General features: G+C 67.0%; 15 protein-coding genes. 10 read left to right on the forward strand and 5 right to left on the reverse strand.

Annotated features, from left to right (window positions below; genetic code table 11):
• Window positions 1-30 precede the first annotated feature (30 nt).
• The 4 genes from nifT to ACFPMG_RS16885 all read left to right on the forward strand — a co-directional run bounded on the left by nifT (window position 31) and on the right by ACFPMG_RS16885 (window position 2,788).
• Entirely contained in the window at window positions 31-240 is a 210-nt protein-coding gene (gene nifT / locus ACFPMG_RS16870) for a putative nitrogen fixation protein NifT (RefSeq protein ID WP_035672252.1), read from the forward strand.
• A gap of 5 nt (window positions 241-245) precedes the next feature.
• Window positions 246-530, forward strand: coding sequence for a hypothetical protein (locus ACFPMG_RS16875; RefSeq protein ID WP_376996305.1), 285 nt, complete (start codon window positions 246-248; stop codon window positions 528-530).
• Window positions 531-624: 94 nt separating this feature from the next.
• Entirely contained in the window at window positions 625-1,821 is a 1,197-nt protein-coding gene (locus tag ACFPMG_RS16880; RefSeq protein WP_376996306.1) for a DegT/DnrJ/EryC1/StrS family aminotransferase, read from the forward strand.
• 88 nt (window positions 1,822-1,909) lie between these two features.
• On the forward strand, window positions 1,910-2,788 hold the full coding sequence (locus ACFPMG_RS16885; RefSeq protein ID WP_376996307.1) for an SIR2 family protein: 879 nt from the start codon (window positions 1,910-1,912) through the stop codon (window positions 2,786-2,788).
• A 166-nt stretch (window positions 2,789-2,954) separates the two neighbouring features.
• Here the strand turns inward: ACFPMG_RS16885 and ACFPMG_RS16890 are convergent, their stop codons facing one another.
• The 5 genes from ACFPMG_RS16890 to ACFPMG_RS16910 form a co-directional block, all read right to left on the reverse strand.
• Window positions 2,955-3,581 carry an FMN-dependent NADH-azoreductase gene (locus ACFPMG_RS16890; protein ID WP_109068576.1) on the reverse strand — a complete coding sequence of 209 codons (627 nt, stop codon included), beginning with the start codon at window positions 3,579-3,581 and terminating at the stop codon, window positions 2,955-2,957.
• 149 nt (window positions 3,582-3,730) lie between these two features.
• Entirely contained in the window at window positions 3,731-4,498 is a 768-nt protein-coding gene (locus tag ACFPMG_RS16895) for a class II glutamine amidotransferase (protein ID WP_376996308.1), read from the reverse strand.
• A 75-nt stretch (window positions 4,499-4,573) separates the two neighbouring features.
• Entirely contained in the window at window positions 4,574-5,002 is a 429-nt protein-coding gene (locus ACFPMG_RS16900; RefSeq protein ID WP_376996309.1) for an ArsC/Spx/MgsR family protein, read from the reverse strand.
• 8 nt (window positions 5,003-5,010) lie between these two features.
• A complete protein-coding gene (gene draG / locus ACFPMG_RS16905) occupies window positions 5,011-5,904 on the reverse strand; it encodes an ADP-ribosyl-[dinitrogen reductase] hydrolase (RefSeq protein ID WP_376996310.1) in 894 nt (297 codons plus the stop codon).
• A gap of 27 nt (window positions 5,905-5,931) precedes the next feature.
• A complete protein-coding gene (locus ACFPMG_RS16910) occupies window positions 5,932-6,819 on the reverse strand; it encodes an NAD(+)--dinitrogen-reductase ADP-D-ribosyltransferase (RefSeq protein ID WP_376996311.1) in 888 nt (295 codons plus the stop codon).
• A gap of 342 nt (window positions 6,820-7,161) precedes the next feature.
• Between ACFPMG_RS16910 and ACFPMG_RS16915 the strand changes: the two genes are divergently transcribed.
• From ACFPMG_RS16915 to ACFPMG_RS16940, 6 genes are all read left to right on the forward strand, one after another.
• Entirely contained in the window at window positions 7,162-8,400 is a 1,239-nt protein-coding gene (locus ACFPMG_RS16915; protein WP_376996312.1) for a hypothetical protein, read from the forward strand.
• A gap of 271 nt (window positions 8,401-8,671) precedes the next feature.
• Window positions 8,672-9,553: a nitrogenase iron protein gene (nifH, locus tag ACFPMG_RS16920; protein ID WP_038528978.1), complete on the forward strand. Its 882-nt coding sequence runs from the start codon at window positions 8,672-8,674 to the stop codon at window positions 9,551-9,553.
• 141 nt (window positions 9,554-9,694) lie between these two features.
• Entirely contained in the window at window positions 9,695-11,134 is a 1,440-nt protein-coding gene (gene nifD / locus ACFPMG_RS16925; RefSeq protein WP_014239785.1) for a nitrogenase molybdenum-iron protein alpha chain, read from the forward strand.
• Window positions 11,135-11,164: 30 nt separating this feature from the next.
• Entirely contained in the window at window positions 11,165-12,724 is a 1,560-nt protein-coding gene (nifK, locus tag ACFPMG_RS16930; protein ID WP_137102568.1) for a nitrogenase molybdenum-iron protein subunit beta, read from the forward strand.
• A gap of 211 nt (window positions 12,725-12,935) precedes the next feature.
• Entirely contained in the window at window positions 12,936-13,466 is a 531-nt protein-coding gene (locus tag ACFPMG_RS16935) for an RrF2 family transcriptional regulator (protein WP_137115840.1), read from the forward strand.
• A gap of 146 nt (window positions 13,467-13,612) precedes the next feature.
• On the forward strand, window positions 13,613-14,821 hold the full coding sequence (locus ACFPMG_RS16940) for an NAD(P)/FAD-dependent oxidoreductase (RefSeq protein ID WP_376996313.1): 1,209 nt from the start codon (window positions 13,613-13,615) through the stop codon (window positions 14,819-14,821).
• Window positions 14,822-15,137 lie beyond the last annotated feature (316 nt).

The raw sequence follows: 15,137 nt of genomic DNA on the forward strand, positions 1-15,137 counted from the left end.
CAGCCAAACACACGACGACTGGAGAGTGACATGAAGGTGATGGTGCGCAAGGCCGGTGAGCAGTACACGATCTACGTCGCCAAGAAGGACCTGGAGGAGCCCATCACCGAGATGGAGAAGCCGGGCCTGTGGGGCGGCTGGGTCAAGGTCGCCAACGGCTGGACGCTCGACCTGCCGGAGATGCCGGCGGACACCCGCCTGCCCATCACCGTCGAAGCCAAGAAGCGCGGCGCGGAGTGACGGCCATGGCCCTGTCCCCGGAACGGATCGACGCCATCGCCGCCCTGGCCGGCAAGCTCTTCGCGGACGGCACCCGGCTCGACGCCGTGGTCCGCTCCGTGCGCGAGGCGAACCCGGACCTGTCCAACGTCACCGGGGCGCACGCCGCGGTGATGGCGGAGGACGCCTTCCGGGAGGAGCCCGGCTTCAACCTCTACCTCGTGGATGGTTCCAACCATTGCTGGCTCATCACCAACAAGCCGGAGACGGCGACCGGCGTGGTGATCGCGCAACGGGACGAGGACGACTGACGCCGCGCCCATGGCGCGGCGAAGCCCGCGTGGCGTCTGAACGCAATACGGCACGTCACGTCATCGGCGTGCCGGTATGAACGAGGATCGCGGAATGACGATGCCCCAGGACGGCACAGCCGAAGACGACGACGACGGCGGACTCGGCGACTACATCCCGCTGATCGACCCGGACATGTCCGAGGCGGAGGTGGCGGTCATCGGCCGCATCCTCACCTCCGGCAGCCTGAGCGACGGGCGGATGACGGAAGGGTTCGAGGAGGCCTTCGCCGCCTGGCTCGGCCGTTCCCACGCGGTCGCGGTGTCCAGCGGCACCATCGCCACGCTGATGGTTCTGAAAGCCTACGGCATCGGGCCGGGGGACGAGGTGCTCTGCTCCCCCTTCGGCTGGCATCAGGTGCAGCACGCCATCGCGCTGGCCGGGGCGGAGCCGGTCTTCGTCGACATCGACTACTGGCAGCACACCATCAACCCGGCGAAGGCCGAGGCGAAGATCACGCCGCGGACCAAGGCCATCCTGGCCGGCAACGTCAACGGCCACCCCGCCCATTGGGACGAGCTGCGCGCGCTCGCTGCCGACAAGGGGTTGATCCTGATCGAGGATTCGACCGAGGCCATCGGCTCCTCCTACAAGGGCAAGCTGGTCGGCAGCTTCGGCGACTGCGCCATCTTCGACTTCTCCGAACCCGGCGTTCTGGTGACCGGCGAAGGCGGGATGATCGTCACCGACGACCGCAACCTCGCCCATCAGCTCCGCTACCTGCGCCGGCGCGAGATGGAACACCGCAACACGGTGGTCATCACCCGGACCATCCCCTTCCAGGCGGGGATGAGCAACATCACCGCCGCGCTGGGCCTCGTCCAGTTGAAGCGCCTGCCGGAGATCCTGGCGAAGCGCCGGGCGGTGGTCGGCTTCTACGAGGCGGCCATGGCCAGCTTCGAGGGAATCAAGCCGCCCTACAAGGGGCCGGGCGCCGACGACGTGCACCCGATGGTCTACGCCGTGCATCTCGGCACCCGCTTCACCGCCTCGGGGCGCAAGGCGGTGCTGGAGGATCTGGCGACCCACGACGTCGAGGCGTCGGACTACGGTCAGGCGCTCTACACCCAGCAATACTACCAGGAGCGCGGCGCCAGCCGGGCCGACTGCCCGGTCTGCCAGAAGACGGTCGACCGCGTGCTGGCCCTGCCGCTGCACCACAAGGTCACCGTCGATCAGGTGCAGTTCATCGTGGACACGCTGAAGGACGCCACCGTCAACACGGGGGCGGGCGCGGCGATCTATTTGTGAAACGCGGCCCCTTCCCGGCGCCATTCCCCTCTCCCGCGCAGCAGGGGAGGGTCAGGGAGGGGGCAAACGCCAGCCGAACGGGGTTAGCATGACCGACATCGCCGTCATCGACAGCACGGACACCGACACCATCATCGCGCAGATCGCCGCGGCGCTGAAGGCGCGGGGCGTGGTACCCTATCTCGGGCCGGGCGCCTTCGCGCTGCTGCCGGAGGCCGACTGCCCGATCCCGCGCAATTCGCTGGAGCTGGCGCAGCGGCTGAACGCCAAGGTCGCCGCACCGGGCCGCATCCGCAGCCAGTTGACCGCCGTCGCCCAATTCATCGAATCGCGGCGCCACCGCAAGACGCTGGACGGCCTCCTGAACGAGATCTTCAAGCGCGAGGTCTCGGCGACGCCGGTGCACCAATGGCTGGCCACCCTGCCCGCCCCGCCGATGATCGTCGATGTCTGGTACGACAACACGCTGGAAAGCCTGCTGACCGCCGACGCCGGCCGGAGCTGGGGCCAGATCCAGGGCCTGTCCCATCCGCAGGGCGTCGGCGAATGGGTGAAATTCTACGCGCCGGGCGGGGCGGAGGTCGAGGCCGCCACGGCGTCCGGCTGGGAAACCCTGCTCTACAAGCCGTCGGGCAGCGCCACCCCGGCGGGCAACTATCTGATTTCCGACAGCGACTTCGTCGAGATCCTGACGGAGATCGACATCCAGACGCCGATTCCCGCCGTCGTGCAGGAACGCCGGGCGGGCCGGAGCTTCCTCTATCTCGGCTGCCGCTTCGATCAGGAAATCCAGCGCACCTTTGCCCGCCAGATCGCCAAGCGGTCGTCGGACAAGCACTGGGCGGTGATCGAGGGCGAGTTGTCGAAGAACGAGGCGCGCTTCCTGGAGCTGCAGAACATCACCCGCCTCGACCTGCCTCTGGACGAGGCGGTCCGGCGGATCAGCGAAGCGATGGGGGCCAATTAAAGCTAGCGCGTCGCGAAGCTCCCCTCTCCCCTCCGGGGAGAGGGTGGCCCGAAGGGCCGGGTGAGGGGGTTGCGCTTGTGCCGGACCGGTCCGCCACGCGCAACCCCCTCACCCTAACCCTCTCCCCGGAGGGGAGAGGGGACATCGAGAGGGAACGCGGCGATCCTCACGCCGCGACCGGAGTCGCCAGGGCGTCGATCTCCTGCTGGGCGGCGGCCAGCGCCTTGGCGCGGGCGTCCGGGCCCATGCCGACGCCCTCGGCGCGGATCACCGTCACGTCGGTGACGCCCAGGAAGCCCAGCACCGTGCGCAGGAAGGCCTCCTGGTGGTCCAGCGCGCTCATCGCGGCGTTGGTCGAGTAGACGCCGCCGCGCGTCGAGGCGATGTAGACCTTCTTGCCGCCGGCCAGACCGACCGGGCCGGTCTCAGTGTAGCGGAAGGTGCGACCCGCCTGGGCGATGCGGTCGATCCAGGCCTTGAGCTGGGTCGGGACCGTGAAGTTGTACATCGGGGCGCCGATCACCACGACGTCAGCGGCCAGGAACTCGTCGACCAGCGCGTCGGTCAGGGCCAGCTCCTCCTGCTGGCGGGCGGTCAGGCCCTCCAGGTTGCGGAACTTCACCACCTGCATCAGCTCGCCGGTCAGGTGATCCGGCGGGGCGACGGTCAGGTCGCGGTGCGAGACCTCGGCGTCCGGCGTCGCCTGGCGCAGCGCCGCGACGATCGAGGCGGTGAGCTGGCGCGAAACGGAGGCGTCGCCCAGCGGGCTGGAGTCGATGCGAAGGATCTTCATGGTCACGTCTTCCTGTCCGGGAAGCGGGGCGCCGGTCCGGCACCGTCACCGCTTCGGTTTGTCTCGGAAGTGACCATAAGCCCGCTTACGCCAATCGATTGAGCCCCGATTTCGCCAATCTTCGTTGCACAGATCAGAACAATCCTCGGTCAGCGCACCCGATTGCCGCCCTTGAACACGACCATCTCGCCGCTCTTCATGACGGTCCAATTCTCGTCGCGGGTCAGGGGGCGGGTGGCGACCACCGTCACCACGTCGTCGGGCGTCGTCTCCTTGGCGAAATCGACGCTCATGTCCTCGTCGATCAGCGTCGCCGGGCCGAAGGGGGCCTTGCGGGTCAGCCAGGCGAGGTTGGTCGCGCAATGGCACCACAGGTACCGCCCGTCGCTGAGCAGCATGTTGAAGACACCCAGCGTGCCGAGGTCGGTGGCGAGGTCGCGGATCAGCCGCATCAGCGCGCCGCTGCTCTTGGGCGGTTCGGGATACTGCATGCGGATCTGGTCGAGCAGCCAGCAGAAGGCGTGCTCGCTGTCCGTCGTCCCGACCGGCTCGTAGAAGGTCAGCGTCCGTTCCTTGATGCCCTTGAGCTGGCCGTTGTGGGCGAAGGTCCAGACGCGGCCCCACAGCTCCCGCGTGAAGGGGTGGGTGTTCTCCAGCGACACCCGGCCGCGGTTGGCGCGACGGATGTGGGAGATCACCACGCAGGACTTGATCGAATAGCTGCTGACCAGCCGCGCGATCTCCGACTCGCAGCTCGGCGCCGGGTCGTGGAAGGCGCGGCAGCCCTTCCCCTCGTAGAAGGCGATTCCCCAGCCGTCGCGGTGCGGACCGGTCTGCCCGCCGCGGCGCATCAGGCCGCGAAAGCTGAAGCAGATGTCCGTGGGCACGTTGGCGCTCATGCCCAGGAGTTCGCACATGGATCGGCCCCCATCGCTGAAATGTCGGGTTTCAAACAGGACGGGGGCAAACCTACGACAGTCCGGGTTGTCCCGTCACCCCTTTGCGGGTGGTGGGCAGGGCGGCATCCCGGCGCGGGCGCAGCCTTCCAGCGTGCCCTCCGGCGCCCCGGCGGCCAGCCCGATCCAGGCGTCCACCCGCTCCGCCTCGAAGCCGCAGTCGCGGCGGTCGCCCACCTGCATCAGCGGACGGCGGATCAGCAGCGGCGCCTTCAGCATCAGCGCCAGGGCGGCGGCCTCGTCCAGCGCATCCGGATCAACCTCGCCGCTCTTCACCGCCGGGGCGCTTCGGTTGAACCACTCGGCCACCGGGCGGTCGCCGAAGAAGGGGCGCAGGCGGTCCGCCGTCCAGGGCTCGGACAGCAGGTCGCGGGCGTGGACGGTGTGCCCGGCCTCCGCCAGCAGGGCCTTCTGGCGGTTGTTGCCGGCGCAGCCGGGCTTTTCGAAGAAGATCACGTCGGCCATGGTCGCGGTCACCCCTGCTTGAGCGCCGGGGAGCGGGCGAGCAGCCCGTCCACCTGGGCGCAGATTTCATCATAGACTTTGCGGTCGAGCTTGCGCAGCCAGCGCGGCGGGATGGTCTCCACCCCGTAGGTGGCGCCGGCCAGCATGCCGGCGATGGCGCCGGTGGTGTCGGCGTCGCCGCCCTGGTTGACGGTCTCGACGACGCAGGACTCCACGGAATCGGTTTGGAAATAATAGTGCATGACCGTCTGCATCGTATCGACGATGTAGGCGGTGGCGAGGCCCCGGTAGGGCTGGAATTTGAACTGCCGGTGCTTCTCGATGAGCTTGTTCGATTCGTCGCGCACGTCGCGCACGCCGCCGCCCAGCACCAGACGGCGCACCATGTGGCCGAGCGTCAAGGTCGCCGCGTCGGACATGGCGTTGCAGTGGGTGATGTGCGCCTGCTCCACCGTCCAGCGCTCGAAGGCCGCGTCGTCGCCCAGCGTCGCCAGGGCGACCGGCAGGTTGCGCATCGCCGCCCCGTTGCCGGCGTGGTATTCGCTCTCCGGCTCCGACAGGGTGCCGTGCATGATGAAGCGGCGGATGCCGCGCCGTGTCGTGTCCCCGACATCGACGGGAACGCCCTTCAGCCAGACGGCGAACTCCTCCGCGGCGCGGCGGGCGTCCCACTCCGGGGCGGCCAGGATGGCGCGGCCGAGATGGATCGACATCTCGGTGTCGTCGGTCACCTGCCCGGCGGGCAGCTTCAGCCAGCCGCCGCCCTTGATGTGCTTGTGCACGCCGTACTGGTGGGCGATCTCGCCCTTTGTCAGAAACTCGACGGTGGCGCCCAGCGCGTCGCCGCAGGCCAGCCCGAGATAGGCGCCCAGCGCGCGTGAGCGGATGGAATGGTCAGTCATGGGCCGGATCTGTCCCGTGATCGGTTGTCAGAGAAGCGACACCCCCACCCTGTAGTCCCCGCCGACGACCAGATACTCGCCCTCCCCCTTGAAGGGGTAGCGGGGCAGGATGTCGCGGAAGAAGACCACCTTGGTGAGCGGCACCCAGGTTTCGAGGATGTAGTCCCCGAACTGGCCGGCGATGTCGCGCTCGATGGAAAAGGAGCTGAGGTTGTTGAGGCGCAGGACCGCCGTGCGCTTGTCGGGGCGCGCGACGATGTGGTGCTCCTCGAAATCGTTGACGCCGCGGTAGAGCCGGATGTGGCTGGCGCGGGACGGCATCGGCGCGTCCGGCCAGCCGCGGCGCATCCACCACTGGCAATATTCGTAGAGCAGGTCGAGCTGCAGGTTGATGTTGTTGTTGTGGAAGCGGGTGGCGACCTTCTCCTCGCCGTAGGTCCGCCACGCGTCGGAGGCGAAGCGCAGGATCGGTTCCTTGTGATAGGTGGGCAGCAGGCCGAAGCGGCTCTCCACCCAGCCCTTCAGAACCGCACCCTCGGCGTTGTTGCTGTCGAACAGCCACCCCTTCAGCAGGCGCAGGTAGCTGGCGCGGTAACGCCGCCGTCCGTCCGCGCCCTCGGCGCCGGAAAAGTCCGGGTTCAGCCCGAAGGTGAAGGCCATGTAGTGCTGGAAGATGTCGGCGGCGATCAGGCTGTTCGGGCTCTCGTCGAGCGCTTCGAACAGCACGGCGTGTTCGCTGCGCGTGCCGCCGATGCGCAGGCGCCGCGGCTCGTCGTTGAAGGCCTCCGCGCACAGCGTTTCCGCCGTCACGTTCAGCAGGTTGGTGCGATGCGCCTTCAGCGCCAGCGGCGAATCCGGATCGATCAGCCGCCCCCGCGCATCCCTCAAGCCACCGCTCGCCGAACCGTCCGCCATCGCGCTCTCAAATCCACAATTCTTTCATGGATACCGCGAACCGGCGCGTCCGCCAAGGGTCCGCGTCATCACAGAGCGCAGTCGCCATTCCGCAATACATTTCGAATTCGAAAACAATTCGACTAAACAGCCGAAACAACTTTTGGCTTACTCCAAATATCTTAAAAATATCCGTTTGAACGGATGACCAGACGACACCATAGTTCTTCGGACAGGATTCAGTGCACCGCAAGACGAGGCAAGGCCATGTGGCCGATGAAGCGTAAGGAACAGGAGACGCGCAACCGGGCGGTACAGCCGCCGCGCGTTCTTCTTCCTTCCGCCGTCTCGGAAAAGATGCCGATGCGTTCGGGACGGCCGCCGGTTCCGCTGCGCGGCGCCAGGGAGGCCCGCGACGCCGTGACGCTCGCCCGGCTGCTGCGCGGCACCATTACCCCGCTGCGCGGCGACGAGGTGCTGGCCCTGCTGGAGCCCCACCGCCCGCGTCTGGTGCCCAAGCCGGTCAACCCGCTGGCCGCCATGCTCGGCCAGCCGCAGGGCCGCCTGCTGGAGGCGCTGCTGCGCCCCACCGCGCCGATCATCCTGGACGTCCTGCTGCCCCGCCTGCGCGACCATCTGATCGACCGCGTCGTCCACAACAAGGGCAATGCCGAGGATGGGCTGCCCGGCGCGCTGGAGGTGGCCACCGCCCTGCGCGCCCTGGTCGGCCTGCTGCGCGGCGCCGGGCGTGGCGCGGTGCTGTCGGTGGTGTCGGCCATCGAGGCGGACGCCCGCGCCGACGCCGACCGGCTGGTTCGCGGCGAAGTGCCCGTCGCGGTCGCGGAAGAGGACCCGGCAGGCGCCACCGCCGGCGCCATGGACAGCCTCGCCCACGCTCTGCTGCGCTTCGAGGCGCGGCGGCTGATGCTGGAGACGCTGGGCGCCACCGTCGCCCTGCGCGACGTCGTCTATCAGTCGCGCCGTCTCACCCGCCACGCCCTGCGCCGGGCGGCGGAGGCCATGGACGGCTTCGGCGCCGACCGCGGCATCAAGGCGCTGCACGCCAGCCTCGCCACGCTGGCCTCGGTGGACGGGCTGCTCGTCGTCGCGATGCGGAACCTCGACGACCAGGAAGAGCACCGTGAGGAGGCCAACGCCTTCGTCGAGCCCGCCGACCGCAAGGCGATGAACGACTGCCTGTCGGCGGCGTGGCGGCTTTCCGACACGCTGTTCGATCTTGTCGGAAAGGCCGCCAACGGCGGCGACCTCGACGAGCTGCTGTTCGAGGCGCTGCTGCGCCAGCTCCGCTCCCTGCACCAGTTCTGCACCGACCTCGACCATGCCGGGCGGCCGGCGGTGCTCGACACGCTGGAGCGCCGTCTGGCCGAACGCAGCCGCGCGCTGGCCCGCATCGCCGGGGAGCGTCTCGTCGGCATCCTGCTGGCCCGCCCCGCCGACCCGGCCAAGGCGCGCCGCCTCCTCGCCCGCGGCCAGTCGCTGGCCCAGCTTCTCTATGACATGGGCCAGGACGGCGACGAGCTGGAGGCGCTGGCGCTGCGCCTCGTTGTCGCCCGCGACGCGCTGAACCACGCCGCCGCCTGACGCTGGCTCTGACGCTGGCGGACGACGTTCGTCCATCCCTTCCGTTTCATTGCGAGAGACCCGACAAAATGTCGGGCTTTGTCGGGTATGTCACAGGCCCGACAAAGCGGACCGCGCTCGTCCGCAATCTAATTTCTTGTTCGTTTTCAATGACTTAAAAATTTTCCGCGAACTGGCACGGGGGATGCAGAGAAGGGGTCGAAGCGGCCGCTGGGCAGGCCGCCCCGGAATTGAAGACACCCTGTAGACCCAAGCAAAGGAGTAACCTCCCATGTCTTTGCGCCAGATTGCGTTCTACGGTAAGGGCGGTATCGGCAAGTCCACCACCTCCCAGAACACCCTGGCCGCGCTGGTCGAGCTGGATCAGAAGATCCTGATCGTCGGCTGCGATCCGAAGGCCGACTCGACCCGCCTGATCCTGCACGCCAAGGCGCAGGACACCGTGCTGCACCTCGCCGCCGAAGCCGGCTCGGTCGAGGATCTGGAGCTCGAGGACGTTCTCAAGATCGGCTACAAGGGCATCAAGTGCGTCGAGTCCGGCGGTCCGGAGCCGGGGGTCGGCTGCGCCGGCCGCGGCGTGATCACCTCGATCAACTTCCTGGAAGAGAACGGCGCCTACGACGACGTCGACTACGTCTCCTACGACGTGCTGGGCGACGTGGTGTGCGGCGGTTTCGCCATGCCCATCCGCGAGAACAAGGCCCAGGAAATCTACATCGTCATGTCCGGTGAGATGATGGCGCTCTACGCCGCCAACAACATCGCCAAGGGCATTCTGAAGTACGCCCACAGCGGCGGCGTGCGCCTCGGCGGCCTGATCTGCAACGAGCGCCAGACCGACAAGGAAATCGACCTCGCCTCGGCCCTGGCCGGCCGCCTCGGCACCCAGCTCATCCACTTCGTGCCGCGCGACAACATCGTGCAGCACGCCGAGCTGCGCCGCATGACCGTGATCGAGTACGCGCCGGACAGCCAGCAGGCCCAGGAATACCGCCAGCTCGCCAACAAGGTCCACGCGAACAAGGGCAAGGGCACCATCCCGACCCCGATCACGATGGAAGAGCTGGAAGAGATGCTGATGGACTTCGGCATCATGAAGTCGGAGGAGCAGCAGCTCGCCGAGCTCCAGGCCAAGGAAGCCGCCAAGGCCTGACACCTGGATCCCTGACGGGGCACAGGTCTGAACTGGCCCCCTCCCCAGCCCACCCCGCCCTTGTGCGCGGGGTGGGAGAGAGGGGGCTCGGTCCCGCGCTGAAGTGGCGCGGACAATGAGAGCATGCAGGAGACTGGCACCATGAGCCTGTCCGTGAACGAAGGCGTCGACGTCAAGGGTCTCGTCGACAAGGTTCTCGAAGCGTATCCCGAGAAGTCGCGCAAGCGCCGCGCCAAGCACCTGAACGTGCTGGAGGCCGAGGCGAAGGACTGCGGCGTCAAGTCGAACATCAAGTCGATCCCCGGTGTGATGACCATCCGTGGTTGCGCCTACGCCGGTTCCAAGGGCGTGGTGTGGGGTCCGATCAAGGACATGATCCACATCTCCCACGGCCCGGTCGGCTGCGGCTACTACTCCTGGTCCGGCCGCCGCAACTATTATGTCGGCGACACCGGCGTGGACAGCTGGGGCACGATGCACTTCACCTCCGACTTCCAGGAGAAGGACATCGTCTTCGGCGGCGACAAGAAGCTGCACAAGGTGATCGAGGAGATCAACGAGCTGTTTCCGCTCGTCAACGGCATCTCCATCCAGTCCGAGTGCCCGATCGGCCTGATCGGCGACGACATCGAGGCGGTCGCCCGCGCCAAGTCCGAGGAGCTGGGCAAGCCGGTCGTTCCGGTCCGTTGCGAAGGCTTCCGCGGCGTCTCCCAGTCGCTGGGCCACCACATCGCCAACGACGTCATCCGCGACTGGATCTTCGAGAAGACCGAGCCGAAGGAAGGCTTCGTCTCCACCCCGTACGACGTCACCATCATCGGTGACTACAACATCGGTGGCGACGCCTGGGCCAGCCGCATCCTGCTGGAGGAGATCGGCCTGCGCGTGATCGCCCAGTGGTCGGGCGACGGCACGCTCGCCGAGCTGGAGAACACGCCGAAGGCGAAGGTGAACCTCATCCACTGCTACCGCTCGATGAACTACATCGCGCGCCACATGGAAGAGAAGTTCGGTATTCCGTGGATGGAGTACAACTTCTTCGGCCCGTCGCAGATCGCCGAGTCCCTGCGCAAGATCGCCGCTCTCTTCGATGACACCATCAAGGAGAACGCGGAGAAGGTCATCGCCAAGTACCAGCCGATGGTCGACGCCGTCATCGCCAAGTTCAAGCCGCGGCTCGAAGGCAAGAAGGTGATGATCTACGTCGGCGGCCTGCGTCCGCGCCACGTGGTCGACGCCTACCATGACCTGGGCATGGAGATCGTCGGCACGGGTTACGAATTCGCCCACAACGACGACTATCAGCGCACCCAGCACTACGTGAAGGAAGGCACGCTGATCTACGACGACGTCACCGCCTTCGAACTGGAGAAGTTCGTCGAGGTGATGCGTCCGGACCTCGTCGCCTCGGGCATCAAGGAAAAGTACGTCTTCCAGAAGATGGGCCTGCCCTTCCGCCAGATGCACTCCTGGGATTACTCGGGTCCGTATCACGGCTACGACGGCTTCGCGATCTTCGCCCGCGACATGGATCTGGCCATCAACAACCCCGTCTGGGGCATCATGAAGGCTCCGTTCTAAAGCGGCCTCTGGAAGATAGGAGTAATGAGCATGTCCCACCCCGTTTCCCAGAGCGCCGACAAGGTCATCGACCACTTCACGCTCTTCCGTCAGCCCGAATACAAGGAGCTGTTCGAGCGCAAGAAGACGGAGTTCGAGTACGGCCACTCCGACGAAGAGGTCGCCCGGGTTTCCGCGTGGACCAAGACGGAAGAGTACAAGGAAAAGAACTTCGCCCGTGAGGCGGTCGTCATCAACCCGACGAAGGCCTGCCAGCCGATCGGCGCGATGTTCGCGGCCCAGGGCTTCGAGGGCACCCTGCCCTTCGTCCATGGTTCGCAGGGCTGCGTCGCCTACTACCGCACGCACCTCACCCGCCACTTCAAGGAGCCGAACTCCGCGGTCTCCTCGTCGATGACGGAAGACGCGGCGGTGTTCGGCGGCCTGAACAACATGATCGACGGCCTGGCCAACGCCTACGCGCTGTACAAGCCGAAGATGATCGCCGTGCTGACCACCTGCATGGCCGAGGTCATCGGCGACGACCTCTCGGGCTTCATCAACAACGCGAAGAACAAGGAAAGCGTCCCGGCGGATTTCCCGGTTCCCTTCGCCCACACCCCGGCCTTCGTCGGCAGCCACATCGTTGGCTACGACAACATGATCAAGGGTGTTCTGACCCACTTCTGGGGCACGTCGGAGAACTTCGACACCCCGAAGAACGAGAAGATCAACCTGATCCCGGGCTTCGACGGCTTCGCGGTCGGCAACAACCGCGAGCTGAAGCGCATCGCCGGCCTGTTCGGCATCGACCTGACGATCCTGTCGGACGTGTCGGACAACTTCGACACCCCGGCCGACGGCGAGTACCGCATGTATGACGGCGGCACCCCGCTGGAGGCCACGAAGGAGGCCGTCCACGCCAAGGCCACCATCTCCATGCAGGAATACTGCACCCCGCAGTCCCTGCAGTTCATCAAGGAGAAGGGCCAGCAGGTCGCCAAGTACAACTACCCGATGGGCGTCACCGGCACCGACGAGCTTCTGCTGAAGCTGGCCGAGCTGTCCGGCAAGCCGGTCCCGGCGGAGCTGAAGCTGGAGCGCGGCCGTCTCGTCGACGCCATCGCCGACAGCCACACCCACCTGCACGGCAAGCGCTTCGCCGTGTACGGCGACCCGGACTTCTGCCTGGGCATGTCGAAGTTCCTGATGGAGCTGGGCGCCGAGCCGGTGCACATCCTGTCCACCTCCGGCTCGAAGAAGTGGGAGAAGCAGGTTCAGAAGACGCTCGACGCCTCGCCGTTCGGCAAGTCCGGCAAGGCCTACGGCGGCAAGGACCTCTGGCACCTGCGCTCGCTGCTGTTCACCGACAAGGTCGACTACATCATCGGCAACAGCTACGGCAAGTATCTGGAGCGCGACACCAAGATCCCGCTCATCCGCCTGACCTACCCGATCTTCGACCGCCACCACCATCACCGTTACCCGACCTGGGGCTACCAGGGCGCTCTGAACGTGCTGGTGCGCATCCTGGATCGGATCTTCGAGGATATGGACGCCAACACGAACATCGTCGGCGAGACCGACTACTCGTTCGATCTGGTGCGCTGACCTCCCCCGGCCGGCGCGGGGTCTCCATCCCCCCGCCCGGCCGCTTCCCCGGAGAGCCGGAGCCCACCGCAAGGTGGGCTCCGGCTTTTCCATGTCCGGCCTGCGGCCTCGCTCATAAACGCGGACAAATATTATCTGCGTTTTCCATCTTGCGCTTGAGAACGCGGACTGATACGGTCTGTGTTGTCGAGACCGTTGGACGGGCCACGCCATGGCACATCTCACCGCAAGCGTCGAATACGGCATCCACTGCCTGCTCTGGCTGGCCGCCGCCGGCGACACGCCGCTGAGCAGCCGGGATCTGGCGGAACTGCAGGGCATCTCTCCCTCCTTCCTCGCCAAGATTTTCCCAAAGCTGGAGAAGGCGGGAATCGTCACGGCCAGCGAAGGGGTGCGCGGCGGCTACCGCCTCGCCAAGGCGCCGGAAGACATCAGCTTCCTCGTCATCGTCGACGCCATCGAGGGCGAGAAGCCGCTGTTCGAGTGCCAGGAGATCCGCGGCCGCTGCGCGGTCTTCGACGACAGACCGCCGGATTGGGCAACCTCCGGCGTCTGCGCCATCCATGCCGTGATGCTGAAGGCCGAAAAGGCGATGCGCGACACGCTGGCCAAGGAGACTCTGGCCAGCGTCGGCGAAACCTTCGGGCGCAAGGCCCCGCCGGACTTCCAAGGCGACGTCCAGACCTGGATCGACGCGCGCCTCAGCGCCCGCGCCGCATCACGGACACGGCACACACCGTAGCTGGCCACCGCAGCCGGCCCGACCACCACGCCTCATCCAATGCCCTGAAACACCTCCCGGATCTCCGCCGGACGGACGGGATGGCTGCCGCGCACCCGCGCGCCAGAACGCTCCCTCCTGTCCGGCTTTCAGAAGGACACAGAGTCATGACCCAACAAATCGTCATCGCCGGTTCCGGTTTCGCCGGATTGTGGGCCGCCCTGTCCGCCGCCCGCGCCGTGGCGCTGGCCGGCCGCGACGGCGACGTCGCGATCACCGTCGTCTCGCCGGCCCCTCAGCTCCACATCCGCCCCCGCCTCTACGAAGCGGTGCTGGAAGGCATGGCGCCGGACCTCGCCGCGCTGTTCGAAGCGGTGGGCGTCCGCCACATCCCCGGAGTCGTGACAACGATCCACGCCGACCGCCGCGCGGTGGACGTCACCGGCACCGACGATGCCCGGTTCACCCTGCCCTACGACCGCTTCGTCCTGGCCGCCGGCAGCCGCCTGTTCACCCCGCCGATTCCCGGTCTCGCCGAGCACGCCTTCAACGTCGACCAACTCGACAGCGCGCACGCCCTCGATGCTCATCTGAAGGCCCTGGCCGCCCGGCCGGAAACGGAAGCGCGCAACACCGTGGTGGTGGCCGGCGGCGGCTTCACCGGCATCGAGACGGCGGCGGAGATGCCGGACCGGCTGCGCGCCATCCTGGGCGCGGACGCCAAGGTCCGCGTCGTGGTGATCGAACAGGCGCCGGCCATCGGCCCCGACCTCGGCCCCGTGCCGCGCCCCGTCATCGAGCAGGCGCTGGCCGAATGCGGCGTGGAGATCATCGCCGGCACGGCGGTCGCCGCCATCGACGCTGGGGGCGTCACCACATCGACCGGCGAGCGCATCGCCGCCGCCACCGTCGTCTGGACGGCGGGCGCCCGCGCCAACCCTCTGGCCGCGCAGATCACCGGCGAGCATGACCGGTTCGGGCGCGTCCCGGCCGATCCGTTCCTGCGAGCGGTCGGCAGCGACGGCATCTTCGTCACCGGGGACGTGGCGCGGGCCGCCACCGACGACTTCGGCAACGTCGCCGCGATGTCCTGCCAGCATGCCCTCAGCTTGGGCCGCGTCGCCGGCCACAACGCCGCGGCGGAGCTGGTCGGCCTGCCCACCCACCCCTACAGCCAGCCCAAGTACGTGACCTGCCTCGACCTCGGCCCGTGGGGGGCGCTCTTCACCGAGGGCTGGGACCGGCAGGTCCGGCTGACCCGCGAGGAGGGCAAGGCGGTGAAGCGCGAGATCAACACCAAGTGGATCTACCCGCCCCAGCCGGACCGCGACGCCGCCTTCGCGATCGCCAACCCCGATTATGTGATCGTTCCCTGACGGTGGCCCGGCGGAGCCACGCTCTTGCCATAGCAGGGACGCGGCTCCGCAGGCATTGCTTCCAGTGGAGCGTCTAGGCCACCTGAGCCCGCGCCCTTTGCAGGCGCGCTCTCTTCACAGCCTTTCATGGAAAGGAGGCGAAAGGCGGAGTCCTTCGCTGATTTTGCGAAAACACACGCGATGCCCGCCGGTTGAACAACAGAAGCACCGATGTCTTTGAACCGCAAGCGACCACCACCGACAAAATATCCATAATATCAACAAAAAATTGCATTCGATTACCTGCCAGCAGAACGGCATATCTTAGCGAATACAA

It is taken from the genome of Azospirillum himalayense, assembly GCF_042657465.1.
GTDB lineage: Bacteria > Pseudomonadota > Alphaproteobacteria > Azospirillales > Azospirillaceae > Azospirillum > Azospirillum himalayense.